Genomic DNA, 23734 nt, shown 5'->3' on the forward strand with positions numbered 1-23734 from the left:
GCCAAAGGACAGTAAGGAAGGAAGGAGGCGCCATGGCCAAGGAAAAGTTTGAGAGAACCAAGCCGCACGTGAACGTCGGCACCATAGGGCATGTGGATCACGGGAAGACTATGCTTACCGCTGCCATAACGAAGGTGCTGCACGAGAGGGGCCTGAGTGTCGAGGTGCGCTCCTTCGATTCTATCGACAACGCTCCCGAGGAGAGGGAGAGGGGCATCACGATAGCCATTGCCCACGTGGAGTACGAGACGGACAATCGCCACTACGCCCACGTGGATTGCCCCGGCCACGCTGACTACATCAAGAACATGATCACCGGGGCGGCCCAGATGGACGGCGCCATCCTGGTGGTATCCGCGGCTGACGGCCCTATGCCCCAGACCCGCGAGCATATCGTGCTGGCCCGCCAGGTGGAAGTCCCCTCCATGGTGGTCTTCCTCAACAAGGCCGACATGGTTGACGACCCCGAGATACTCGAGCTGGTGGAGCTGGAAGTGCGAGAGCTCCTCACAGAGTACGAGTTCCCCGGGGACGACATCCCGATCATAGTCGGAAGCGCTCTCAAGGCGCTCGAGTGTTCATGCGGCAAAGATGATTGCGAGTGGTGCAAGCCCATCATGGATCTCATGGACGCGGTGGATGATTACATTCCCACCCCCGTGCGAGAGGTGGACAAGCCCTTCCTGATGCCGGTGGAAGACGTGTTCTCCATCACCGGCAGGGGCACGGTGGCGACCGGGCGCGTTGATACCGGGAGCATCCACACAGGAGATGAGGTAGAGATAGTTGGCATGACGAATGAGACCCGCAAGACAGTCTGCACCGGGGTAGAGATGTTCAGAAAGATACTGGACGAGGGACAGGCCGGGGACAACATCGGTATTCTGCTCCGTGGCGTGAACAGGGACGAGATAGAGCGCGGACAGGTCGTGGCCAAACCGGGATCCATAACCCCGCACACCAAATTCCGCGGCCAGGTCTACGTGCTCTCCAAGGATGAGGGCGGCAGGCACACCCCGTTCTTTACGGGATACCGCCCGCAGTTCTATTTCCGCACCACTGACGTGACCGGCTCCATAGCGTTGTCCGAGGGTGTCGAGATGGTCATGCCCGGGGACAATACGGAGATGGACGTTGACCTCATAACCCCGATAGCCATGGACGAGGGCCTGCGCTTTGCCATCCGTGAGGGCGGAAGGACTGTAGGCGCGGGACGCGTTATCAAGATTTATAAGTAAGTGGAGACGGCCAAAAAGACAGGCGCGACGATCTCGGGCCCTGTGCCGTTGCCGACTGAGAAAAACATTTACTGCGTCATACGGTCTCCTCATGTAAACAAGGATTCGCGCGAGCATTTCGAGATTCGGACGCACAAGCGGTTGATAGACATCATGGATCCTGCCCCGGCGACGGTTGATGCTCTGATGGGCATGGATCTCCCGGCAGGCGTGGACATAGAGATCAAGCTCTGACGTCTACCACGCAGCGGTAGACGGAGCGGTAGACGGTGCCTGACCCCTGGCGTTGAAAGTTGACGGAACAGTAGCGTGAGAAGTGTGAGAAGCATGAACAAAGCGATAATTGGCGAGAAACTGGGTATGACGCAGTTGTTCAAGGACGATTTGCTGGTGCCTGTCACGGTGCTCAGGGTAGGTCCGTGCGTTGTAACGCAGCTCAAGTCAAAGGAGAAAGACGGATACGAAGCTGTCCAGGTGGGATTTGGCGAGATTCCTCATGAAAAGGTCGAGCGCAAGATTAACATGCCGATGAGGGGCCACTTCAATAAGGCAAAGGTTCCACCGCAAAGGTTCCTCGCGGAGTTGCCGTTGGATCCAAAGGCGTACAAGGTGGGCGCGAGGTTTGCCGTGGAGTTCAAGGAAGGCGACCACGCCGACGTAACCAGCGTAAGCAAGGGAAAGGGTTTCGCCGGCGTCGTCAAGCGCTACGGGTTCGCGGGAGGTCCGGCCTCGCACGGGTCCAGGTTCCACCGCGCTCCAGGCTCGATCGGGCAGTGCGCGTCCCCATCGAAGGTCTTCAAGGGGAAGAAGCTTCCGGGGCGTATGGGTGGCGAGAAAGTGACAGTTCTGAACCTGCAAGTGGTAGAAGTGGACAGTGAGAAGGGACTGATGATGGTGAAAGGCGCCGTTCCAGGTGTTCGGGGCGGCATAGTACTTGTCCGGGAGTCTGTGAAGGCCGGCGGCGGAAAAGGCAAGCGGTGATGAGCGTGAAGGCACCTCTAAAGAACGTCGAAGGAAACACGGTGGGAGAAGTTGAGCTCTCAGGCGAGTACTTCGGCGTCAAACCAAACAAGTATGCGATCCATCAGGTTGTGCGGATGCAACGCGCGGCTGCGAGGGCTGGCACAGCCTCGACGAAAACGCGCGCCGAGGCGCGAGGCGGCGGCGTCAAGCCGTGGCGGCAGAAGGGCACCGGCAGAGCCCGCGCCGGCAGCTGCCGCTCACCGATATGGAAGGGCGGAGGAGTCGTGTTCGGGCCGAAGCCGAGGGACTATTCTTTCCGGGTTCCCAGAAAAGTGCGCCGCCTGGCGTTCTGCTCGGCCCTGTCAGATGCCGCCAGCGATGACCGCGTCACGGTGCTCGAGGATTTCGCGCTCTCAACGCCATCAACCAGTGTCGCGGTAGAGATACTGGGCAAGCTGGACATGCACGGCAAAATCATGGTTGTCGTAGGAGAGGACGACTTGAATGTCGAGAAGTCTTTCAGGAACCTGGCGCATGTTGAGACGTTTCTGTCGAGCGAGGTCAACACGTACGATATTTTGAGATTTGACAGCCTCCTTCTGCTGAAAGGGGCGCTTGATAAACTGCAGGGGGAGAGAAAATGAAGGATCCGCATGACGTGATCCTCTATCCGATCATAAGCGAGAAGAGCTATGGCGCGATAGATATTCATAAGTACACGTTCATGGTGGATCCACGTTGCAACAAGTCGGAAATCAAGGATGCCATCGAGACGGTATTTGACGTCGAAGTGACAGGCGTCAACACGATGAGAACGAAGGGCAAGCCACGTGGCCGCGGTGCGATCAAAGGCCGGACGGCGAGGGGCAAGAAAGCGATCGCGACTCTCGCGGAGGGTCAGAACATAGAGTTCTTCGAGAGCCGTTGATAAGCGGAGAAAAAAGATGGGCGTAAAGAAATATAAACCGACATCACCTGGCAGGAGATTCGCCTCGGTATCGGATTTCGCGCAGATCACGCGAGACGAACCAGAGAAGTCTCTCACGGCGCCGCTGAAAAAGACCGGGGGACGCAACGCCCAGGGACGCAAGACCGCCAGGCACAGGGGTGGCGGCGCCAGGCGGCTGTACCGATACGTGGACTTCAAGCGAGAGAAGGACGGAGTCCCTGCGAAGGTCGCGCACATCGAGTATGACCCGAACAGGTCGGCGCGCATCGCGCTTCTGCATTACAGGGACGGGGAGAAGAGATACATCATCTGCCCGGATGACCTCGAGGTGGGGGACACGGTAGAGTCCGGCGCTGGAGTGGACATCAAGCCGGGCAACGCGATGCCGCTGGGGAGCATCCCGCCGGGCGCCATGGTGCACGCGATAGAGCTCAAGCCGGGGCAGGGGGCGAAAATCGTTCGTTCCGCCGGCGCCTCCGCGCAGATAATGGCGCGCGAGGGCGGGTTCGTTCATCTACGCCTTCCATCGGGTGAGGTGCGCAAGATTCACACGGATTGCCGGGCCACGGTGGGAGTGGTCGGAAACGCGGAGCACGAGTTGATACGCATCGGCAAGGCCGGCGCGTCCAGGCATCGAGGCACGAGGCCGCAGACCAGAGGCGCGGCGATGAACCCTGTTGATCACCCACACGGCGGCGGCGAGGGAAAGAGCAAGTGTGGCCGCCATCCGGTGACGCCGTGGGGAAAGCCGACCCTCGGTTACCGAACCAGGAACAAGAAGAAGTCTTCGGGCAAGTACATCGTTCGCACCAAGAGAGAGAAGTAATAAAAGCCAGGGGATGATTCTTGCGTTGGACGCGAGGGATCAGGCTCTGGCGGCGAGCACGGGAGGGCGAGTTGTCTCGTTCACTTAAAAAAGGCCCATATACGGATGAGAAGTTGCTGGCGCGGGTCATGGAAATGAACCACCGCGGCGAGAAGGTGGTTTTGAAAACGTGGTCGAGGCGCTCGACCATATTTCCGGAGATGGTTGGACACACGATCGCCGTACACGACGGGAAAAAGCACGTGCCTGTCTACATAACGGAGAGCATGGTAGGGCACAAGCTGGGGGAGTTCGCGCCGTCGCGTACTTTTCGGGGCCACGGAGGCAAGCTGGCCAAGGAGAAAAGGGCCCGCGTTAGATAGGGCGGAAGGACGCACGGTGGAGAGCAAGGCAGTCGCAAGATACATAAGGATCAGTCCGAGAAAGGCCCGTCTGGTAGTGGATGCCATAAGGGGAAAGAATCTCGAGGCGGCCCAACAGACACTGGACTTTTCGGACAGAGCGGCCGCAAAAGTAATCTCCAAGGTGTTGCGCAGCGCCGCGGCCAACGCTGAGAACAACAACAGTTCAAGCCCGGAGACGCTTTTTGTCTCGAGAGCGTACGTTGACGAAGGGCCGACGCTCAAGCGATTCAGGCCTCGGGCGATGGGTCGCGCCACCAGCATAAACAAGCGAACTTGTCATATAACCGTAATCCTCGACGAGAGAGAACCTCAAAAGGCAACGCCCAGGCGAGGCAAGCGCCGCGCGGCGGTTACGGGCAAGATAAAGGCCGCCATGGGCAAAGACGCTCACGGAAAGCAGGCTGAGGTTGATCAGGACGCAAAACCTTCACGCGCTGGAAAGTCGGTGGATGTTGATCTGAAAGAATCCGCTGTGGAGATCGAGTCCGCCAACGCCATTGAGACGGACGTAAAAGAGAAGGGCTTGCCCGTCGAAGAGAAAAGTGAGGATTGACGTGGGGCAGAAAATTCACCCGTACGGCTTCAGGCTGGGAGTCATCAACGACTGGAAATCCAGGTGGATAGCCGGTAAGGAGTACCCCGACCTGGTTTTAGAGGACATCAAGATACGTGAGTACCTCAAGCGGCAGCTTGCGAACGCCGCGGTCTCGAAGATAGAGATAGAGCGCAAGGCCAGGGAGCTCTCGGTCGATGTTCACACAGCCAGGCCCGGGATAGTCATCGGGCGCAAGGGCAGCGAGGTGGACAAGATAAGGGACGATCTTTCGAAAATGGTTGGGCACGACGTCTCCGTTAACATTATCGAGGTACCGGTTCCCGACCTTGACGCCACGCTCGTGGCCCGCAATATAGCCGATCAGATATCCGGAAGGGTGTCCTTCAGAAGAGCTATGAAAAGAGCGGTAGGCAATACGATGCGGCTCGGCGCCCGGGGCATCAAGGTACAGTGCAGCGGACGTCTCGGCGGGGCGGAGATGTCTCGCAGGGAATGGTACCGCGAGGGAAGGGTGCCGCTGCAAACACTGCGCGCCGACGTCGATTACGGCTTTGTCGAAGCGAAGACGACCTTTGGGCGCATTGGCGTCAAGGTTTGGATTTATACAGAAGACGTAATCGGCAAGCGTAAGGAAAGTCGCGCGATGCCCGCGTCGCTTGGATCCGCCCGCCCGTCCAGGCCTCGAGCGTCCCGCCGGCAAGAGGCGCCTGTGAAGACGACTGTTGTCGCCACGCCGCCCGCCCCACAGCCGCCGTCGGACGCGCCGGAGAGCTTGTCAGCAGACGCCGCGGCGCCATCTCGGCAGGAGGCGACAGAGTAATGCTTCAGCCGAAGAAGCCGCCGCACAGGAAGGTGAACAGGGGTCGCTTGAAGGGAAAGGCGAAAGGCGGAACACGCGTCAACTTTGGAGACTACGGCCTTCAGTCTCTCGAGTCGGCATGGATAACCGCCAGGCAGATAGAGGCCGCCCGAATCGCGATGACGCGTTACATCAAGAGGAGCGGGAAGGTCTGGATTAACATTTTCCCACACAAACCGATCTCGAAAAAACCGGCCGAGACCAGGATGGGCAGTGGGAAGGGCAACCCGGAGTACTGGGTCGCCTGTGTAAAGTCCGGAAAAGTGATGTTCGAGCTGGCGGGCGTGAGCGAGCCGGTAGCTCGTGAGGCGATGAGGCTGGCGTCGCACAAGTTGCCTGTCAAGTGCAAGTTTGTGAAGAGGGAAGAGTAACATGATAAAAGCGAGCGAGCTTAGAATACTGGACGAAAGTGAGCTCCACGATAAGTTTCGTGAACTCAAGGAGACCCTTTTCAACTTGAGATTTCAGCACGCCACCGGGCAATTGGACAACCCGATGAAGATCAAGGAAACGCGCCGCGACCTCGCTCGCGTTTGTACCGTAATGACGGAGAGAGAGTTTTCCATACATGCTCATGCTTTTGAGGAGGCGTTTGCCGCGCTGCCGCGCCGCGAGGTGATTGAGGAACCCGAAGAGGAGGGCGAGATGGAGATTGCCTCGGAGATCGAGGAGGATCTCGAGAAGCTGGCTGAAGAAAAAGAGATGGTAGAGGAGACTGAGGAACAGCTCGAGGAAGAGGTTGAGGAAGAGCTGAAGGAACAATAGGCGGGAGAACATGGCGAAAAGACCGTTGCGCAGAATGAGAGTGGGGAAAGTAGTGTCCAACTCGATGGACAAGACCATGGTGGTTGCTATCGAGTCAAAGGTCAGACACCCGCTTTATGGAAAGACCATCAAGCGCACCACGAAACTGTACGCGCATGACGAGGAGAACCAGTGTGGCGTGGGCGACATCGTCCAGGTCATGGAAACGCGACCGCTGTCGAAGCAGAAGAGGTGGCGCCTGGTTTCTGTAATCGAAAAAGCCCGGTAATGAGACGGGAGACTTGAGATGATACAACAGGAAACAAGAGTGCGAGTCGCGGATAACACCGGGGCAAGAGCGGTTTTGGTGATAAAAACGCTTGGCGGCTCCAGGCGGCGATACGCGTACGTTGGGGACATAGTCGTGGGAGTCGTCAAGGAAGCGATCCCCGGCTCATCGGTCAAGAGGGGCGAGGTCGTCAAGGCCGTGGTCGTGCGAACGAAGAAAGAGCGCAGGCGCCCCGATGGGAGTTACATAAAATTCGACGAGAACGCCGTGGTGCTCATCGACAACCAGATGAATCCGAGAGGCACGAGGATTTTCGGGCCGGTGGCGCGGGAGCTCCGGCAAAAGAATTTCATGAAGATTATCTCGCTCTCCCCGGAGGTGCTGTAGGGGTGGATATGAAATGAAGAGCATGCACATAAGAAAAGGGGACACGGTCCAGATTCTCAAGGGCAAGGACGCTGACAAACGCGGGAAGGTCTTGAAAGTGGATCCGGTCAGTTGTCGGGTGGTTATCGAGGGCATCAACAGGGCACGCAAGCACATGCGCCCGAGCCAGGCTAACCCGCAGGGCGGGGTCGTAGACTGGGAGCTTCCGGTGAACGCGTCAAATGTCATGCTCGTGTGTGCTGGCTGCGACGCGCCGTCAAGAGTGAAGCGCTTGCGCTCAGGCGGCAAGTCTATTATCAGATCATGCAAGAAGTGCGGGCGGGAGTTCTAATGAAACAGGTGGAGAAAGAGACTTCGAGGCGCGTTCCTCGTCTAAAAGTGGATTACGAAGAAGAGATAGCGCCGGCGCTCATGGAACGGTTTGAATTGACAAACAAACTGAGGGCGCCTCGCCCGGTGAAGGTCACCGTCAACATGGGCATCGGCGAGGGGACCACAAACCCAAAGGCTGTGGAGGCCGCCGCCGGGGATCTTGCCGTCATCACCGGTCAGCGGCCCGTGATAATAAAGGCCAGGCGTTCTGTGGCCGGGTTCAAGTTGCGCGCGGGGATGATCGTAGGGTGCAAGGTGACCATCCGCGGAGACAGGATGTACGAATTTTTAGACAGGTTGCTGTCGATAGCGCTTCCCAGGGTTCGCGACTTTCGTGGGTTGTCGAGGAACTCGTTTGACGGGCATGGGAACTACTCCATGGGCCTGTCGGAGCAAGTTATCTTCCCTGAGATTGATTACGACAAGATCGACAGGGTGAGGGGAATGGATATAACGGTCGTTACGACCGCAAGAACCGATGAGGAAGGCGAGGCTTTGCTCGAGGCGCTGGGCTTTCCGTTCAAAACGAACCAGGAGGCGAAAGTTGGCTAAGAAAGCCCTGGTAGAAAAACAGCAGAAAAAGCAGAAGTACTCGACGCGCCGGTACAACCGTTGCAAACGTTGCGGAAGGTCGAGAGCGTACTTCAGGAAGTTTGGGTTGTGCCGCATATGCATGCGGGAGTTTGCGCACAACGGTGAATTGCCGGGCGTGACCAAGTCGAGCTGGTAGGGGAGGCAACTCGATGACAATGACCGATCCGATAGCGGACATGTTGACTCGTGTCAGGAACGCGTCGAGCGCGCGCAAGGACAAAGTCGAGATTCCCGCTTCTCAGACCAAGATTGAGATAGCGCGGATTCTGAATCAAGAAGGGTACATAAAGCGGTACGAGATAGTGAAGAATGATGGCTTCGACGCTATTATCGTCACGCTAAAGTACGGGCCGGACAGGACAGGCGTGATCAAGGGAATAAAGAGAATCAGCACCCCGGGCTTGAGGGTGTACGCGAGGAAAGACGCAATGCCGAGGGTGCTTGGCGGGCTCGGCATCGCGATACTTTCTACATCCAGGGGCGTAATGACCGAGAAACAAGCTGGGTCTATAGGAGTTGGCGGCGAGGTAATGTGTTACGTATGGTAACGATGGAGAGGATTCCCCCATGTCACGTGTAGGCAGGATGCCGGTCGTAGTGCCGACCGGCGTTACGGTTGCCGTTGATGGCGGCGTATTCCGAGTGAAGGGCCCGAAAGGCGAGCTGAGACAGGACATCTCGGACAGGATAGTAATTAAGCAGGAAGCCGGGCAGGTTCTGGTGGCGAGGCGAACCGACGCGCCCTATGACAGATCCGTGCACGGGCTGACGCGCACACTTATATTCAACATGGTTCGTGGAGTGACCGAAGGTTTTGAGAAAGTGCTCGAGATACAAGGTGTAGGCTACAGGGCGGCCTTGAAGGGATCCGACATAGAGCTTCAGCTCGGATACTCGAACCCAAGGACGGTTTCCCCGCCACCGGGGATAGTGTTCGAGGCGCCTACCCCGACGCGCATTATTGTGAAGGGGATAGACAAGCAGCTTGTCGGCCAGGTCGCGGCGAATATCAGGGCGCTGCGTAAGCCTGATCCTTACAAGGGCAAGGGCGTAAGGTACGCGGGCGAAGAAGTCCGCAGGAAAGTTGGAAAGGCGATAAAGTGAGCAAGCGTGTAGTCACAAAGGCTCGGACAGGCAGAGACCGCCGGCGCGGCAGTATCCGCAAGAAGCTGTCGGGGACCACACAGCGGCCCAGGTTGTCCGTTTTCCGTGGCAACAGGACGATGAACGTTCAGGTTATCGATGATGTGAGAGGCATTACAATCGTGTCCGCCTCGACGCTGGAGAAGGAGTTCCGCGCGAAAGGAAAAATGACCGGGACGTCGGCGGCGGCCGCTCTCGGAGAGGAAATCGCGAAGCGCGCTATCGCGAAAGGTTTCAGCCAGGTGGTCTTCGACCGCGGAGGCTACAAATACCATGGACGGGTCAAGGCGCTTGCCGATGCGGCCCGCGAAAACGGGCTTGTATTTTAGGAGATGCGATGAACTTCGAGATCCAGGCAGAGGAAATAGAGGAGCAGGTCGTCCATATCAACAGGGTGGCCAAGGTTGTCAAAGGCGGGCGCAGATTCTCGTTTACCGCCCTGGTTGTCGTAGGCGATGGCAAGGGATGGGTAGGTGTCGGTTATGGCAAGGCGCGTGAGGTTCCGCTTGCCATCGAAAAGGGGTTCCAGAAGGCCAGAAAGAGCATGTTTCAGGTGCCGATGGCGGGGCAGACCATAACACACCAGGTGGAGGGCAAATTTGGAGCGGCCCGTGTGCTGTTGAAGCCGGCTTCTCCCGGCACCGGCGTTATCGCCGGAGGAGCGGTGAGGCCGGTCATGGAGGTGTCGGGAATAAAAGACATCCTTACGAAAAGCCTTGGCTCGGACAACCGGCTGAACGTGATAAAAGCCACCGTGAACGGGCTTCAATCATTGAGGAGCCCGTCGGAGGTTGCCCGGACACGCGGAAAGCGCGTCGAGGAGATCCGTGGGAGGAGCGTGTTCGATGAGCTCGAGGCTTAAGGTCACACTCAAGAGAAGTCTTGTGGGCAGGCCCCCGGATCAGCGGGGCACGGTAAGGGCGCTGGGTCTCAAGCGTATAGGCCACACCGTAGAGAAAGAAGATCGGCCCGAGATAAGGGGAATGATATTCAAGGTCAAGCACCTGGTCGAGGTTGAGGAGGTCGCCAGAGGCAAAGCGGCGTCCGGGGATGAAGGATAGCGGCGATGGAAGAGAATGAGCGGATACGACTGCACAACCTGAAGGGCGCTCCAGGCGCCACATCGGCGCGGAAGCGTCTCGGCAGGGGCCACTCTTCAGGCACCGGGAAGACGGCCGGCAGAGGCCATAAGGGACAGAACGCTCGCTCGGGCTCGAAGAGCAGGGTGGGATATGAAGGCGGTCAGATGCCACTGTACAGGCGCCTTCCCAAACTGGGCGGGTTCACGCCCAGGAACCGCAAGGTGTACTCGGTCGTGAACGTCTCCGAGTTGGAGCGGCGCTTCGAGGAAGACGCTATCGTGGATCCGGCGACGCTCGCGGAATCCGGGCTCATCAAGAAAGAGCGAATGAGCGTGAAGATTCTTGGCGATGGTGAGCTCACCATGAAACTAACGGTCAGGGCCCACGCCTTTACTCGTGGCGCCGTTGAGAAGATCGAGGCCGCTGGAGGAAAGTCCGAGGTGATATAGTGTTAGCGTTAGCGTTAGCGTTAGGGGTCAGGCACCGTCTACCGCGCAGCGGTAGACGGTGCCTGACCCCGTCGGAATCAACTACGCGGGGTAGACGGAGAGGTAGACGTTGCCTGACCCCTAACGGAGTGATAGCTTGAAGATACTATCCGGGTTCCGGGACGCTATGAAAATCCCGGACTTGAGGAAGAAGATTATTTTCACCTTCTTCATCCTGGCCCTCTATCGCATCGGTTGCTTTATCCCCGCTCCGGGCGTCAGCATATCGAACCTCGCGAAACAGCTCTCGGGGAACGGATTGCTTCGTTTTCTCAACCTGTTTACGGGCGGCGGCCTGGCGCGCATGGCGATCTTCGGCCTTGGGATCATGCCGTACATCACGGCACAAATCATCATGGAGCTCCTTTCCGCGGTGATTCCCAAGATAAAAGAGTGGCATGAGGAAGGCGAACTCGGCCGCAAGAAAATAACGAAAATTTCACGATACATGACCCTTGTGCTCGCGACGATGCAATCCTCGGCGCTCATCGTGTCTTTCAGCAATGGAAGCGAGGAGTCGAAGAAGATACTGCCAGGCATCACTTTCTCCAAAGGTCTGCTGATAGTGCTCACGCTTGTGGCGGGAATGGCGCTGTTGATGTGGTTCGGCGAACTCATTACCGAACGTGGAGTGGGCAACGGCATGTCAATACTGATCTTTGCCGCCATCATCGCGGCGTTGCCGGCGGAGCTGTCAAACATGGCGCGGACTATAATGGTCAGGCAGTCCGCCCTGCTGGCGCCGGTCGCATGCGCGGGGCTCGCGGTTATCGCGGGGGTCATTTATATAGAGCAGGGGGAAAGAAGGATACCTGTCCAGTACGCCAAGCAGGTTCGCGGGCGCAAGACGTACTCGGGCGCGAGCACCTACATTCCCGTGAAGGTCAACACGTCAGGTGTCATTCCGATTATCTTCGCGTCGGCGGTTCTGTCTTTCCCGCTCATAATCGCGCAGTTTTTTCCCGCTTTGACGAAGTTCGCCAAATCCTTCTCACAAGGTTCGATATCGTATTTTGCCATCTATACAGGACTCATAGTGTTTTTCGCGTACTTCTACACGGCGATAATATTCGATCCGTTCGAACTGGCCGACAACCTCAAAAAGTACGGGGGGTTCATACCGGGCATCAGGCCGGGGATGCCGACGACCAGCTACGTGTCCAAGGTCGTCAACCGCATCAATCTGCCGGGATCGCTTTATCTGGCGGCCATCGCGCTGATCCCCGCCATCATGCTTGTTTTCTTTGGGGTTCATGATGTTCCGTTCGGAGGCGCGGCTGTTCTTATTATCGTAGGAGTCGCGCTGGAGACGATGAAACAGATAGAGTCGCAGATGCAGATGCGCCATTACGAGGGGTTCTTGAGCAAGTAAGGAGTTGCGCGAATGAACGTCGTACTCCTGGGTCCCCCGGGGGCGGGAAAAGGAACTCAAAGTGAGAGGATGGCCGCGAAGTACGGCTTGATTCAGGTGTCAACCGGGGATATTTTCAGGGCGAACCTCGCGGAAGGGACCCGACTCGGCCTCGAGGCCGGGAAATATATGGACTCGGGCGAGCTCGTGCCGGACGTCGTCGTCGAAAGTATAGTGACCGACAGGCTCGAGAACGATGACGTCACGGGCGGCTTCATTCTGGACGGCTTCCCGAGAAGCCTCCATCAGGCCGAGGCTCTGAATCGCTACCTTCAGGAGAAAGGAAAGGCGATAGATCTCGTTGTCAATATAGATGTTGACCCCGAGGTTCTTGTGGCGCGCTTGACGGGCAGGCGGATGTGCCGGGATTGTCAGGCCATCTACCACGTGGCATTCAACCCGCCCGCCGCCGCTGGCGTTTGCGACGTCTGTGGCTCGGAGCTTTTTACGCGAGAGGACGACCGCGAGGCCACGGTGAGAAACAGACTCGAGGTTTACAGCAAGCAGACTGAACCGCTGATCGAGTACTACACGCCGTTGGGCAAACTCGTTGACATAGACGGATCTTTGAGGTCGGATGAAGTTTTCGAACAGATCATTTTGGCGATGGACACGGCTGGTGGTGAGAAAAAGTGATCGTCCTCAAGTCTCGCGAGGAGATTAATAAGATGAGACGGGCCGGCCATCTGGTCGGAAAGGTTCTCAACGCGATTGTGGAAAGGGCGGACGTTGGCGTGACAACGCTGGAGCTTGACCGGATAGCCGAGCGGATGATCCGTGACAGTGGCGCTGTGCCGGCGTTCAAGGGTTACGAGCCGGAGTTTGTTCAGTGCGGGCCTTTTCCTGGTACTATATGCGCTTCGGTGAACGATGAGGTGGTCCACGGGATCCCCGGGATACGGCCGCTCGAGGACGGAGACGTATTGAGTATCGATACGGGCGTCGAAATGGAAGGGTACTTTGGCGACGCCGCCGTGTCTTTGATAATAGGGAAGCCGGAGAGCGAGGCGTTGATTCTTGTTGACGTGACGCGCAACGCGCTCGACGCGGGCATTGCCGCTTGCAGGGCAGGCAATCGACTGGGTGATATATCGAGCGCGATACAGACGGTCGTTGAGGCCGCGGGTTTTTCCGTGGTGAGGAGGTTTGTTGGGCATGGGATTGGCGCTCGGATGCATGAAGATCCGCCGATTCCGAACTACGGGACGCCCGGGACCGGTCCGGTTCTGAAGCCGGGAATGATTTTTGCGCTGGAGCCTATGGTCAACATGGGCTCATCAGACGTCTGGACTTCACCTGAGTGCTGGAAGGTTAAAACAAAGGACGGGCGCCTGTCCGCGCACTTCGAGCACACTGTGGCCGTGACGGACTCTGGCGCGGAAGTGCTGACGACGACTTCAATGGGAAGCAGTGGGCTGGAAAAGTCATGTTGTTTTGTGTAAAATCAAGTTTTGTGCGCTTTTTAAGCGCTCTGTCCTGTAAATACGGCGTCGTACCGAGAGCGTCGATGCGCCGCCGTTCCTTAAAAGGCCGCGCGACCGAGTCGTACTCGGTGAGTACGGGGAGGGAGCCCAACGCGGCAGGCGCGGATGCAGCGGCGTTCGCTTGCGAGTATTTATGGGACGGGGCACTAAGGAGACAGGGATAGGTTTGGCGTCAAAAGATGAGGCCATAGAAGTAGAGGGCACTGTGCTGGAGCCGTTGCCAAACGCCATGTTCAAAGTCGAGTTGGACAACGGGCACAGGGTGCTCGCGCACATATCCGGCAAGATGCGGATGCATTACATACGCATCCTGCCGGGCGACAAAGTCACGGTCGAGTTGTCGCCGTACGATCTATCCCGAGGCAGGATAACTTACCGCCATAAGTGAGAGGCGGCTGAATGAGCAAAGGCATGAGATGAAAGTCAGACCATCGGTAAAGAAGATGTGCGACAGGTGCAAAGTGATCAAGAGGCACGGGCAGGTCAGAGTGCTCTGCCGTAACCCACGCCACAAGCAGCGGCAGGGAAAGTGAGAGAAGAGGATGCGTTTTGGCTAGAATCGCGGGTATCGACCTTCCGAGGGACAAGCAGGTACAGATCGCGCTGACCTACATATACGGCATAGGCAATTCGTGCGCGCGGAGAGCGTGCGTCGAGACCGGCGTGGCGCCGGAGACGAAGGTGCGTGATTTGACCGACGAGGAGATCATCAAACTTCGAGAGTTCATTGATCAGAACTTTCAGATAGAGGGCGACTTGAGGCGCGAGCGCGCGCAGAACATCAAGAGGCTGATGGAGATCGGGTGTTACAGGGGCGTGAGGCACAGGAGAGGTTTGCCTGTGCGCGGGCAGAGAACCCACACAAACGCGCGCAGTCGCAAAGGTCCGAGACCGCAGGTCGGCATAAAGAAAAAACAGCGCCAGGCTGCTGGTGGCACTGGTAGATAACCAAAGGGGGATGGCGCGTGCCTAAACCGGGGAAAGCTAAGTCCAGGGGACGGAAGAAAGTAAAGAAGAATGTGCCCAACGGCATAGTCAACATCAAGGCTACGTTCAATAACACGATAATCAACATCACAGACCCTCAGGGCAACACGATCGCGTGGGCGAGCGCTGGAACGATAGGCTTCAAGGGCTCCCGCAAGAGCACGCCGTTTGCCGCGCAACTTGCCGCGGAGGCCGCCGCCAGGAAGGCTGCCGAGCATGGGTTGCGCAAGGCTGAGGTGCGGGTGAAGGGCCCCGGTTCGGGACGCGAGACCGCTATCAGAACCCTGCAGGCCAATGGCATCGAGGTTGGATCGATAAAGGACGTCACACCGGTTCCGCACAACGGGTGCCGGCCGAAAAAGAAAAGGAGAGTGTAGGGCGCGATTCTAAGCGGCCCTCAATGCGCTATGGCGAGATACACCGGATCGGTCTGTAAACTGTGTCGCAGAGAAAGGACAAAGCTGTTCCTCAAGGGCGATCGGTGCTCCACCGACCGTTGCTCGGTCGAGCGACGCGCCTGCCCGCCGGGTCAGCACGGCAGGAGAAGGGTCAAGGAGACCGACTATTTGATGCAACTTCGTGAGAAGCAAAAGGCCCGGCGTGTTTACGGCATCATGGAGAAGCAGTTCCGATCCTACTACAAACGGGCCATGAGAGAGAAGGGACGCACGGGGGAGAACCTTCTTCGGATACTGGAGAGCAGGCTCGACAACGTGGTCTACAGAGCCGGGTTCGCGGTGAGCCGCAATCAGGCCCGCCAGCTCGTGCGCCATGGGCACCTGCGGGTGGACGGCAAGAAAGTGAACATTCCTTCCTATATCGTAAAGGAAGGAATGGAGATATCGGTGGCGCCGAACTCTCGCGACAGCGCGGTGTTCAAAATCGCGCTCGAGAGTGTTCAGAGGGAACAGACTTCATGGCTTCTGGTCGACAAAAAAAGCATGACCGCCACAGTGGTAGAAAAACCGGCGGGCACAAACCCGGATGTGCCGATACGAGATGAGCTAATAGTAGAGCTTTATTCGCGATAAACCTTACAGAATTACGGAGGGAAGATTTGCTAGGATATCAGAAGCCTCAAATAAAAGTGCTCGATTTGAATGAGACCGAAGGCGTCTTCGTCATCGAGCCGCTCGAGAGAGGGCTCGGACACACTCTCGGCAACAGCATGAGGAGGGGATTGCTCTCCTCTATCCCTGGGGCGGCGGTGACGAGCGTGAAGATCACCGGTGTGAATCATGAGTACTCCACGATCCCGGGCGTTCGTGAGGACACCATCGAAATCCTCTTGAACATCAAGGAGCTTGTGCTCAGCCTGGATGGAGACGAGCCCGCGACGATCAAGTTGCTGGTGACAAAGGCGGGGCCGGTGAAGGGGAGCGACATAAAAGCGCCGTCCAACGTGACTGTTGTGAATCCCGAGCAGCATATCGCGACACTCACCAAGAAGACCAGACTCGAGATAGAGATGACAGTCGAGAAAGAACGCGGCTTCGCCTCGGCGGAAGACAACGAGAGGGAGGGGAGCTCGATTGACGTCATCCCGGTGGACTCGGTTTTCTCCCCCGTGACCAACGTCAAGTTCAAAGTTGAAGAAACAAGGGTCGGCATGAGAACCGACTTCGACAAGCTCACGCTAACGGTTGGCACAAATGGAAGCATCAAGCCGGATGAAGCGGTCAGCAGCGGCGCCAGGATTCTGATAGAACACATCATGCTCCTGTCGGACCTGTCTGAGAAACTGGTCGAGAATGTTTTCGAGACAGGCGAACTCTCGAGTTTCTCAATGCTCGACGCCGGTATCAGCGAACTGAACCTGAACGTGCGCGCGTCTAACTGCCTCCAAAGAGTAAAGATCGCCACGATCGCCGATCTGGTGAGTCACACAGAAGAAGAACTACTGGGAATAAAGAACCTCGGCGCGAAGACGGTGGAGCTGATCAAGGAGAATCTGCAGGCGCGAGGCCTGTCTATGAAGCAGCCTGACTAGGAGTTTAAATGCCGAAACCCAAGAAAGGACCGCGACTTGGTGGCAGCGCGTCCCATCAGAAAGCGATGATGGCCAACATCGCCCGCGAGGTCATAATACACGGACGCATAACGACGACTGAGACGCGGGCCAAGATGGCCAAAAGATTGATAGAGAGATTGATCACCTACGGTAAGAGGGGCGACGTCGCCGCGCGGCGAGAGGTTCTCAAAGTTATCAACGACGCCGACGTCGTACACCGTCTCTTTAAGGAAATCGCGCCTCGCTACTCCGACCGCAACGGTGGTTACACGCGGATTCTCAAGCTCGGACAGCGACAGGGCGACAATGCCTCGATGGTGATACTCGAGTTGGTATAGAAACGAGGTCGGGCGTGGCTATTTCTTATGAGTGGACCCCGGAAGAGCAGCAGAATTACTCGCGAAACAAACTCTTCAAGTACATCAAGGATTACGTCAACCCTTACCATCCCTACTACCGCAAGCTCTTTCGTGAGAACGGAATCGATCCCGACAGGTTATCGAGCCTGGACGATCTCAGGCGGATACCAATAACGACCAAAGAAGACACGGTTGTTGATCAGAAGGCGTTTGTCATGCAGCCCAGGGTCGAGGGCGCGCCCTACGATGTCGAGGAGATTTCGTCCGGTAAGAAGCTTGAATACGCGTACAGGACGCTCACGATCCGCTACCTGCGTGATGTTTACGGCAAACCTCGCTCTTTCACCGACAGAGTGAAGCAGAGCGCGGCCGCGGAGTGGAACCCTATTCACTTTCACATGAGCGGTGGCACAACAGGCGCGCCAAGCATGGCCACCTACACCAACCACGACCTCAAGAACGTGATTCCCTGGATCGCGGGCATGTTTTACCTGTTTGGCTGGGAGCCCACGATGCGCGCGCTGAACATGTTCCCCGCGTTGCCGCACCTCGCGTTTTTCCAGGTTCTTTTCGCGGAGTTCACGTGCGACCACGGGAGCGCGATTTTCCACACTTGCGGCGGCAAGGCGATCCCCACGGAGAAGCAGGTGGTCATCGCGGGGATGATGCCGTTTGACATGTACATCGGGATCCCATCGTACATCACCTACTGGCTCAAGACCGCGGCGGAGATGATCGAGGGCGCCGCCGCGCCGAAACCCGCTCCTGTCAAGTACGCGGTGATGGCGGCGGAGCCTCTTTCCGACGAGTATCGCGCCAGGCTCAAGTCACAGTTCGAGAGGATCGGCTCACCTGATATCAAAATAATAGAGGGCTACGGATCCACCGAGCTCCGCGGCGCGTTTTTCGAGTGCGATGAAAAGATCGGGATGCACCTGAATCCGGAGTTCTATTTCTGGGAGATGCTGGATCCTGAAACCAGAGAGCCGGTGAAGTGGGGAGAGCCGGGGGTTCTTTGCTTCTCGCACATCGGCTGGCGCGGTTCGGTCTTGTTGCGTTACTGGATGGGCGACCTGATACAGGGTGGAGTTACGTGGGACAGGTGCTCGAGTTGTGGACTCACGCTACCGATACTGAGGCCGCCGATCGGTCGCGCGACGAGAGATTTTACAAAAATCAAGGGCGCGCGCGTCGGGCTCGCGAGCTTTCAAAACGCTGTCAGGCGGGTGGAGGGCGTCGATTCTTTCCAGGTTGTCGTGACCAAGGAGGACGAGAATGACGTGACCAGCCGCGACCGGGTTCTAGTGTTTGTGTCACTGAATGAGGGCGCGGACGCCGAGATCGTCAAATCTGACATTATCAAGCAAGTGAAGTTTGATACCGAGATATCTCCCGACAAGATTGAGTTCGAACACTCTAAGAAGATCGAGCAACGTCTCTTCGAGCGAACCGGTTTGAAGGCGGACTGGGTGGTGGACACGCGGCAACTCCACCTGTAGGGGCGCTCGGGGTGTCTTCTCCGCCCTCCGCTTTGCTTGAAAACGCATAATGGGGTCAAACCATATTATGCGTTTTCTCACTCTGTGCCCTTTAGCCCTCCGCTCGCGGACTTGAGACGTCGGTCGTGAGAAAACACCCCTCGCTTTGCTGAAGAGGGTTGGGGTGAGGGGTCTGGCAACGTCTACCGTGCAGCGGTAGACGGTGCCTGACCCCTGGCTGCGGTAGACGGAAAGGTAGACGGTGCCTGACCCCTGGCGTGGTCAAGCTGAATAGTTACGTTTTGTGTATAAAAGGCGGCGTCATCCCAGGACGGTGGCGGGATGACGCGCCTGGCCTTTTTCTTTGACTTGCTCTTGCGCAATCCTCGCGGCAGGGCGATAGCGATCAGCAAGAGCCAGAGCGCGGCGGGCACGCCTGTTTGAAAAATCCGGGATTCGAGAAATGACACTGCCTTATCGGCGGTAGTCAGGCATGAGTTCATTCCGGCCTTGATAGAGGATGTCGTCGTCGCGATCGTCTCTATCTGCGTCTGTGCCGTTTCGATTTCATTAAGAGATGTCGATACCTGGTCGCGGATCTGGCGGGAGCGATCGGCTATGGACTCATTCACTTTTTTAAGAAAACGCGCAAGGAAAGGAAGAGCAAGGATACCAACGAGCGTGCACGCAACAATTGACACTATCCCGATTATCTTGAATATGGTCGATGCCACATTGACCCCCCTACGGCAACAGGCTTGTTATTCCGACAATTAATATAGCCGATAAACTGTTTGGAGTCCAAGGTGTTCAGGCGCACACAACCTGCGATAGGAGCAGGATGGACGATTTCTCTGCTGGCGCACACAAGAATATTTCACGCATCAGCGCGCCGGAGGTGACTACGCTCAGGCACGAGCTCGTCGAGTTTCTGCGCGAGAACGAAGAACGAATGATTTCCGAGCTCGTCCGCGTGGTTGACGCGTTTTTGTCAGACCATAATGAGCTGACGCCCGCCGCGCATGCCGACTTTCGCCAATCCTTCCACGATTTCTACCAGCTCTATATGAATTATTTCAAGGCGGCTGAGTTGTCACACAAGCGGATAAAGAGCTTTGTGGAAGATCTCGGGCGCAAGTATGTCGGCCAGGGCGTTGAGCTCGGCCTGGCGATTGATAGTTTTAACGCCTGGGAGGATTTTGCCTGGGACGAAATTGTCGCCAGCCAGCTTCCAAATGGGTATTCTGGCGAAGAGTGGGTTGATCTCGCCAGTTCGAGAGACAGCCTCTCCAAGCTCGTTAGCAACTACATGAGGCGCGCCTATCACGCCGAAGAACAGTTGTCCATGAAGAAGCAACTCGAAGAGTTCCGGGCGCTGTCGCGGCTTGGACAGACCATCGTTTCCACAGTGGATCTCGAGCGCGTGCTGGGACAGATACTCGATGTCGCAACCAGCCTCCTGCAGACCAGAATAGGCGTCATTATGTTGCTTGATGAGACAGGGAATTATCTATATTCTGTGGTGGACATCGGGCTCTCCAGGATACGGGCGCGTGGCAGGATCCCGGTTGAGAACACTCTCGCCGGTGTCGCGATCAAGCGCAATGAGTATGTTCTGGCGCGCGACGACGAGCTCGCGGGCTTTGATCTTCCGAAGCCAGTTGTGGGCCACAAGCTACGTTCGGCTCTCTCGATCCCTGTTTTAGTGGACGAGGAACCTATCGGTGTCATAGAGCTCTACGAGACCACAGTGCGCGCCTACACCGACCTGGATATTACAATGCTCACTACACTGGGGCCGCAGGCCGGCATCGCGATAAAGAACGCCAGACTTTTCAACGAGGAGCGGCGTCGCAGGCGACAGGCGATAACGATGAGGGAGTTTGCTCAGTTGATCAACGAGGCGCGCGATCTGGATGAGTTGCTGGAAATTATCGCTGAAAAAACTTTAAAGGTCCTCATGGTTGACCGCTGTTCGCTGTTTTTATTCGAACCCGAGACGAACGATCTGACTTTTATGGTCGGCTACGGGCGCAACACACTGCAGGCGTGGGTGCACAATCGATTTCATATCCCGGTGAGCGGATTGGAAGAGGCGACCTCGCGGGCGCTTCGAGAAAGAGTGCCGGTACTGATAGAGAATATTGGCGAGGAAGCGAGCCTGGAGTTGCGGATATTCAAGGGAGCCAGAGCGAAGTCCTGCTTACAGATCCCTCTGGTAGTGAAGGACGATCTTGTCGGTCTCATGAGCCTGGAGTCGACGAGCGACGAGGCGCGGTTTGGGGAGGACGCCATTACGCTCGCGGACTCTTTCGCGAAACAGGCGGCCGGAGCTATTCAGAATCGACGTTTGCGGGAGAAGCTGTTTGAGCAACAACTGACTATCAAGAACGCGGAGGTCAACGAGAAGTTGTACCACGAGCGCGAGAAGAGCGAGGCTGTGCTGAAAGCGACGCCCGACGCGGTTTTCATGATAGATAGAGAAAAGAAAATAGTTTTCGTGAACCCGGCGGCCGAGTTCCTTATTGGCTGGAGCCAGGAGGAGACGCGCGGGCTGACCTGTCACGAGGCGTTTTACGGATCGAAGAGCGCTTCGGAAATGTGCCCGAATCTGGACTGCCCGATCAACAGGATGTTCAACGGAGAGCGCGTCAACTATAGCGAGGGGGAGATCGTAAACCGGTCAGGAAAGAATATCCCCGTGAATGGCACATTCACGTCGATCATAGGCCAGGATGGGAAGATCGAGAATGTCGTCGCGATGTATCGCGATATCAGCGAGCAAAAGGAGCTCGAAAAGTACGCTCTCATCCAGCGCGATATGGAAATAGCGGCCGATATACAGAGTAGCCTGCTGCCGCGCGAGGCGCTGCTTGCGAGCGGTGTGCGCGTACACGCCAGGCAGCGGCAAGCCCGCGAGGTGGGCGGCGATTGGTTCGACTACTGGCGCGAAGGGGAAAAAGTGTTCCTGGAGGTGGGGGACGCGTCAGGCCACGGGATAGGAGCGGCGCTACTCGCGACCATGGCTATAAACGCGCTACGGGGGGAGGCGCGAAGGCACAACGATATTCTCGAGGTCATGGAGCACGTCAACACAAGCCTCTACCTGGCGAACCGATCTGAAAGCTTTGTCACGGTATTCTTCGGCGTGCTTGACCTCGAGACCATGACGCTCAGTTACGCGAGCGCGGGTCACGAGGAGCCGTTGATCGTCGGGGTGGGCAAACCGCTTGTGCCGTTGACATCAAAGAAACGCTCACTTCTCGGCATATTCTCGCGAATGGGCTTGGACGTCCAGCGCCGGAAACTCGACCCGGGCGATCGCATCGTAGTTTTCACCGATGGTGTAGTGGACGCAAAGAGTTCGCGAAGCAAGCGTTATGGGTTGAAGCAGCTCAACAGGTTTGTCGCGGCGAATCACCATACGCCGCCAGAGAAGTGCATCGACCTGTTGATAGAAAATGTTCTGGATTTCTGCGGCGGCGAACTCAAGGACGACATAACTGTCATGACCTGCGACATTCCCTATTGAAAACGCATAATGGGGTCAAACCATTTTATGCATTTTGCAGCAGATAAATGGGAGTGCGCATAGAAACGCATAAAATGGTTTGACCCCATTATGCGTTTTCAATCAGTTTTTTCTCGAGTTCTTTTATGGTTTGCTCGAGGCTCTGACGCCGTATTGCTGTCGTGAGGTCTCCGCGGGTTCGCTCGAGGACGCCACGTACCATGTCGTTCGTCCGTTTGAGCCCCGCGGTTATCGCGTTGGGATAATCAACTGAAGCGAGCAGGTAGTAGATGTCGTCCATCGTCATGAGAATGTCCTCGCCGCGGTCGAGGTGGTTGTTTCTGATGAGGTCGAGCACGTGCCTTCGCATCTCACCGACCGCCTCGCCGAGGCCGTTGAGGTAAGGAGCGACTCCGACGTCGAGCTCATCCGGAAGGGGAAGCGGTTTGCCTTCGACGAGGGCAAGCGTGGCGGACGCCTCAGAGAATTCTTTTTCGGCCTCCTGCAGAAAACCCGCGTAGTAGATGCGCGGAAAGGGCGCTAGAAGCGCGTGGGCGCTCTCGACGTTGGTTTTAGCGTTGTCCAGCAATTTCACGGCTTCCTCCCGGTCGCCCCGGTGGGTCGCCCGGATAGAGTTCGCGCAGAACTGGATCGCGTCCCTGGAGAGGGAGAGCCCTTTCTCCCTGGCCGCGTTTTCTCCGTCGAACGTTTCCTTGATGATGTCGTAGATGTGCTTTAGTTCCATGTTCCTCCTAATCGCTTGTGATACCTACGGGCCTGCACCATCCCGCGCTTGCCCCCGTGATCTTTACCGGGAAGCAGGCGATCTTGAATCCGTGGGGCGGGAGCTTGTCGAGGTTGGCCAGCTTTTCGAGATGGCAGTAAGGCGCCTCGATCCCGGCGTAGTGGGCTTCCCAGATGATGGAAACGTCACCGGTGGCCTTCACCTCATCCACGATGCTCGAAAACGGCCGGTCAAAGCCCCATGCGTCTGTCCCCATAACTTTCACACCGCGCTCTATCAGCCAGAGCGTGGACTCGCGTGTCATGCCGGCGCCTCGGTTCATGTAGTCGGGGCGTCCCCAGTGCTTATCAGCGCCTGTCATTACCAGGACTATGTCGAGCGGCTTGATCGTATAACTGATCCTGTCAAGCTCATTAGAGATATCTTCGACATTGATCCTCTCGCCGTCGGTCTTGAAGCGCATGTCCAGCACGAGTCCATCGGAAAAACACCACTCCAGTGGGATTTCATCGATAGTCATCGCGCGCTTGCCGCCCGCTGTGGGCGCGTAGTGCCACGGCGCGTCGAGGTGCGTGCCCGCGTGGGTTATCAGGGTGATATTGTCGTTGGCCCAACCCAGAGCGCCCGGCAGGCTTTCTGGCGGGACGCCGAATATTTGCGACATGACATCAGCGCCCGCGGCATGATCCATGTGCGTAACGACAGGCTTGAACGGCTCGCTCTCCGATTCTTCGATCGGCACGCTCAGATCTATGAGCCTGAATCTCTCCGCCATCTAACTCTTCTTTCGTTTCTTAAGATAGTTTTCCAACCTGTCCATGCCTTCCTTTGTATTGTCCATTTGGGGTCAGGCA

Annotated in this window: 36 protein-coding genes and 1 pseudogene; 34 read left to right on the top strand and 3 right to left on the bottom strand. The window is 57.1% G+C overall.

The features are described 5' to 3' along the window. The first annotated feature begins 32 nt into the window (after window positions 1-32). The 33 genes and pseudogenes from tuf to CVT63_04450 all read left to right on the top strand — a co-directional run bounded on the left by tuf (window position 33) and on the right by CVT63_04450 (window position 18645). Entirely contained in the window at window positions 33-1238 is a 1206-nt protein-coding gene (gene tuf / locus CVT63_04290; GenBank protein ID PKQ28142.1) for an elongation factor Tu, read from the top strand. Continuing rightward, the gene (locus CVT63_04295) at window positions 1239-1472 is read left to right on the top strand and encodes a 30S ribosomal protein S10 (GenBank protein PKQ28109.1); all 234 of its coding nucleotides are present in this window, start codon (window positions 1239-1241) and stop codon (window positions 1470-1472) included. 93 nt (window positions 1473-1565) lie between these two features. Beyond that, a complete protein-coding gene (locus CVT63_04300; GenBank protein ID PKQ28110.1) occupies window positions 1566-2219 on the top strand; it encodes a 50S ribosomal protein L3 in 654 nt (217 codons plus the stop codon). Then, entirely contained in the window at window positions 2219-2845 is a 627-nt protein-coding gene (locus CVT63_04305; GenBank protein PKQ28111.1) for a 50S ribosomal protein L4, read from the top strand. Before CVT63_04300 ends, CVT63_04305 begins: the two co-directional genes overlap by 1 nt. After that, window positions 2842-3129 carry a 50S ribosomal protein L23 gene (locus tag CVT63_04310; GenBank protein ID PKQ28112.1) on the top strand — a complete coding sequence of 96 codons (288 nt, stop codon included), beginning with the start codon at window positions 2842-2844 and terminating at the stop codon, window positions 3127-3129. The genes CVT63_04305 and CVT63_04310 overlap by 4 nt, the downstream gene beginning before the upstream one ends. 16 nt (window positions 3130-3145) lie before the next feature. After that, window positions 3146-3976 carry a 50S ribosomal protein L2 gene (locus tag CVT63_04315; GenBank protein ID PKQ28113.1) on the top strand — a complete coding sequence of 277 codons (831 nt, stop codon included), beginning with the start codon at window positions 3146-3148 and terminating at the stop codon, window positions 3974-3976. A gap of 71 nt (window positions 3977-4047) precedes the next feature. After that, entirely contained in the window at window positions 4048-4338 is a 291-nt protein-coding gene (locus tag CVT63_04320) for a 30S ribosomal protein S19 (GenBank protein PKQ28114.1), read from the top strand. 16 nt (window positions 4339-4354) lie between these two features. Further along, window positions 4355-4933 carry a 50S ribosomal protein L22 gene (locus CVT63_04325; protein PKQ28115.1) on the top strand — a complete coding sequence of 193 codons (579 nt, stop codon included), beginning with the start codon at window positions 4355-4357 and terminating at the stop codon, window positions 4931-4933. Between the two features lies 1 nt (window position 4934). Continuing rightward, window positions 4935-5756: a 30S ribosomal protein S3 gene (locus CVT63_04330; GenBank protein PKQ28116.1), complete on the top strand. Its 822-nt coding sequence runs from the start codon at window positions 4935-4937 to the stop codon at window positions 5754-5756. Then, on the top strand, window positions 5756-6166 hold the full coding sequence (locus CVT63_04335) for a 50S ribosomal protein L16 (protein PKQ28117.1): 411 nt from the start codon (window positions 5756-5758) through the stop codon (window positions 6164-6166). The genes CVT63_04330 and CVT63_04335 overlap by 1 nt, the downstream gene beginning before the upstream one ends. Window positions 6167-6170: 4 nt before the next feature. Next, a pseudogene (locus CVT63_04340) lies at window positions 6171-6362 on the top strand (50S ribosomal protein L29). Between the two features lie 208 nt (window positions 6363-6570). Then, window positions 6571-6828 carry a 30S ribosomal protein S17 gene (locus CVT63_04345; GenBank protein ID PKQ28118.1) on the top strand — a complete coding sequence of 86 codons (258 nt, stop codon included), beginning with the start codon at window positions 6571-6573 and terminating at the stop codon, window positions 6826-6828. 18 nt (window positions 6829-6846) lie between these two features. Beyond that, the gene (locus CVT63_04350; protein PKQ28119.1) at window positions 6847-7215 is read left to right on the top strand and encodes a 50S ribosomal protein L14; all 369 of its coding nucleotides are present in this window, start codon (window positions 6847-6849) and stop codon (window positions 7213-7215) included. A gap of 13 nt (window positions 7216-7228) precedes the next feature. Further along, window positions 7229-7546, top strand: coding sequence for a 50S ribosomal protein L24 (locus CVT63_04355; protein ID PKQ28120.1), 318 nt, complete (start codon window positions 7229-7231; stop codon window positions 7544-7546). Further along, entirely contained in the window at window positions 7546-8139 is a 594-nt protein-coding gene (locus tag CVT63_04360; GenBank protein PKQ28121.1) for a 50S ribosomal protein L5, read from the top strand. Before CVT63_04355 ends, CVT63_04360 begins: the two co-directional genes overlap by 1 nt. Then, window positions 8132-8317 carry a type Z 30S ribosomal protein S14 gene (locus CVT63_04365; protein ID PKQ28122.1) on the top strand — a complete coding sequence of 62 codons (186 nt, stop codon included), beginning with the start codon at window positions 8132-8134 and terminating at the stop codon, window positions 8315-8317. Before CVT63_04360 ends, CVT63_04365 begins: the two co-directional genes overlap by 8 nt. 13 nt (window positions 8318-8330) lie before the next feature. Next, window positions 8331-8729, top strand: coding sequence for a 30S ribosomal protein S8 (locus CVT63_04370; protein PKQ28123.1), 399 nt, complete (start codon window positions 8331-8333; stop codon window positions 8727-8729). A gap of 19 nt (window positions 8730-8748) precedes the next feature. Next, window positions 8749-9285 (top strand): 50S ribosomal protein L6, encoded by a 537-nt coding sequence (locus tag CVT63_04375; protein ID PKQ28124.1) that lies wholly within the window; start codon window positions 8749-8751, stop codon window positions 9283-9285. After that, on the top strand, window positions 9282-9653 hold the full coding sequence (locus CVT63_04380) for a 50S ribosomal protein L18 (GenBank protein ID PKQ28125.1): 372 nt from the start codon (window positions 9282-9284) through the stop codon (window positions 9651-9653). The genes CVT63_04375 and CVT63_04380 overlap by 4 nt, the downstream gene beginning before the upstream one ends. Before the next feature lie 8 nt (window positions 9654-9661). After that, the gene (locus tag CVT63_04385) at window positions 9662-10186 is read left to right on the top strand and encodes a 30S ribosomal protein S5 (protein ID PKQ28126.1); all 525 of its coding nucleotides are present in this window, start codon (window positions 9662-9664) and stop codon (window positions 10184-10186) included. Then, window positions 10170-10385: a 50S ribosomal protein L30 gene (locus CVT63_04390; protein ID PKQ28127.1), complete on the top strand. Its 216-nt coding sequence runs from the start codon at window positions 10170-10172 to the stop codon at window positions 10383-10385. Before CVT63_04385 ends, CVT63_04390 begins: the two co-directional genes overlap by 17 nt. Before the next feature lie 23 nt (window positions 10386-10408). Next, window positions 10409-10855, top strand: a complete 447-nt coding sequence (locus CVT63_04395; GenBank protein ID PKQ28143.1) for a 50S ribosomal protein L15 — start codon at window positions 10409-10411, stop codon at window positions 10853-10855. A 142-nt stretch (window positions 10856-10997) separates the two neighbouring features. Continuing rightward, a complete protein-coding gene (locus CVT63_04400) occupies window positions 10998-12266 on the top strand; it encodes a preprotein translocase subunit SecY (GenBank protein PKQ28144.1) in 1269 nt (422 codons plus the stop codon). A 12-nt stretch (window positions 12267-12278) separates the two neighbouring features. Continuing rightward, window positions 12279-12941, top strand: coding sequence for an adenylate kinase (locus CVT63_04405; protein PKQ28128.1), 663 nt, complete (start codon window positions 12279-12281; stop codon window positions 12939-12941). Beyond that, window positions 12938-13747 (top strand): type I methionyl aminopeptidase, encoded by an 810-nt coding sequence (gene map, locus CVT63_04410; protein PKQ28129.1) that lies wholly within the window; start codon window positions 12938-12940, stop codon window positions 13745-13747. The genes CVT63_04405 and map overlap by 4 nt, the downstream gene beginning before the upstream one ends. A 175-nt stretch (window positions 13748-13922) precedes the next feature. Continuing rightward, complete coding sequence (locus tag CVT63_04415) at window positions 13923-14177, top strand: translation initiation factor IF-1 (protein ID PKQ28130.1); 255 nt, start codon at window positions 13923-13925, stop codon at window positions 14175-14177. Window positions 14178-14205: 28 nt separating this feature from the next. Further along, complete coding sequence (locus tag CVT63_04420; GenBank protein PKQ28131.1) at window positions 14206-14322, top strand: 50S ribosomal protein L36; 117 nt, start codon at window positions 14206-14208, stop codon at window positions 14320-14322. Between the two features lie 16 nt (window positions 14323-14338). Further along, window positions 14339-14737: a 30S ribosomal protein S13 gene (locus CVT63_04425; protein PKQ28132.1), complete on the top strand. Its 399-nt coding sequence runs from the start codon at window positions 14339-14341 to the stop codon at window positions 14735-14737. Window positions 14738-14754: 17 nt separating this feature from the next. Continuing rightward, a complete protein-coding gene (locus CVT63_04430; protein PKQ28133.1) occupies window positions 14755-15153 on the top strand; it encodes a 30S ribosomal protein S11 in 399 nt (132 codons plus the stop codon). Between the two features lie 30 nt (window positions 15154-15183). Beyond that, the gene (locus tag CVT63_04435; protein PKQ28134.1) at window positions 15184-15807 is read left to right on the top strand and encodes a 30S ribosomal protein S4; all 624 of its coding nucleotides are present in this window, start codon (window positions 15184-15186) and stop codon (window positions 15805-15807) included. Between the two features lie 26 nt (window positions 15808-15833). Continuing rightward, the gene (locus tag CVT63_04440; protein PKQ28135.1) at window positions 15834-16766 is read left to right on the top strand and encodes a DNA-directed RNA polymerase subunit alpha; all 933 of its coding nucleotides are present in this window, start codon (window positions 15834-15836) and stop codon (window positions 16764-16766) included. Between the two features lie 8 nt (window positions 16767-16774). Then, window positions 16775-17125, top strand: a complete 351-nt coding sequence (locus CVT63_04445) for a 50S ribosomal protein L17 (protein ID PKQ28136.1) — start codon at window positions 16775-16777, stop codon at window positions 17123-17125. A gap of 14 nt (window positions 17126-17139) precedes the next feature. Continuing rightward, window positions 17140-18645, top strand: coding sequence for a hypothetical protein (locus tag CVT63_04450; protein ID PKQ28137.1), 1506 nt, complete (start codon window positions 17140-17142; stop codon window positions 18643-18645). A 182-nt stretch (window positions 18646-18827) separates the two neighbouring features. Here CVT63_04450 and CVT63_04455 read toward each other — a convergent pair whose 3' ends face one another. Beyond that, window positions 18828-19358, bottom strand: a complete 531-nt coding sequence (locus CVT63_04455; protein ID PKQ28138.1) for a hypothetical protein — start codon at window positions 19356-19358, stop codon at window positions 18828-18830. A gap of 107 nt (window positions 19359-19465) precedes the next feature. On the opposite strand from CVT63_04455, the gene CVT63_04460 reads away from it, so the two are divergent. Beyond that, entirely contained in the window at window positions 19466-22156 is a 2691-nt protein-coding gene (locus tag CVT63_04460; protein PKQ28139.1) for a hypothetical protein, read from the top strand. A gap of 88 nt (window positions 22157-22244) precedes the next feature. Here the strand turns inward: CVT63_04460 and CVT63_04465 are convergent, their stop codons facing one another. Then, window positions 22245-22880 (bottom strand): haloacid dehalogenase, encoded by a 636-nt coding sequence (locus CVT63_04465; GenBank protein PKQ28140.1) that lies wholly within the window; start codon window positions 22878-22880, stop codon window positions 22245-22247. A gap of 7 nt (window positions 22881-22887) precedes the next feature. Further along, window positions 22888-23655 carry a cyclase gene (locus CVT63_04470; GenBank protein PKQ28141.1) on the bottom strand — a complete coding sequence of 256 codons (768 nt, stop codon included), beginning with the start codon at window positions 23653-23655 and terminating at the stop codon, window positions 22888-22890. Window positions 23656-23734 lie beyond the last annotated feature (79 nt).

Origin of the sequence: Candidatus Anoxymicrobium japonicum, from assembly GCA_002843005.1 — a bacterium.
Taxonomy (GTDB): domain Bacteria; phylum Actinomycetota; class Geothermincolia; order Fen-727; family Anoxymicrobiaceae; genus Anoxymicrobium; species Anoxymicrobium japonicum.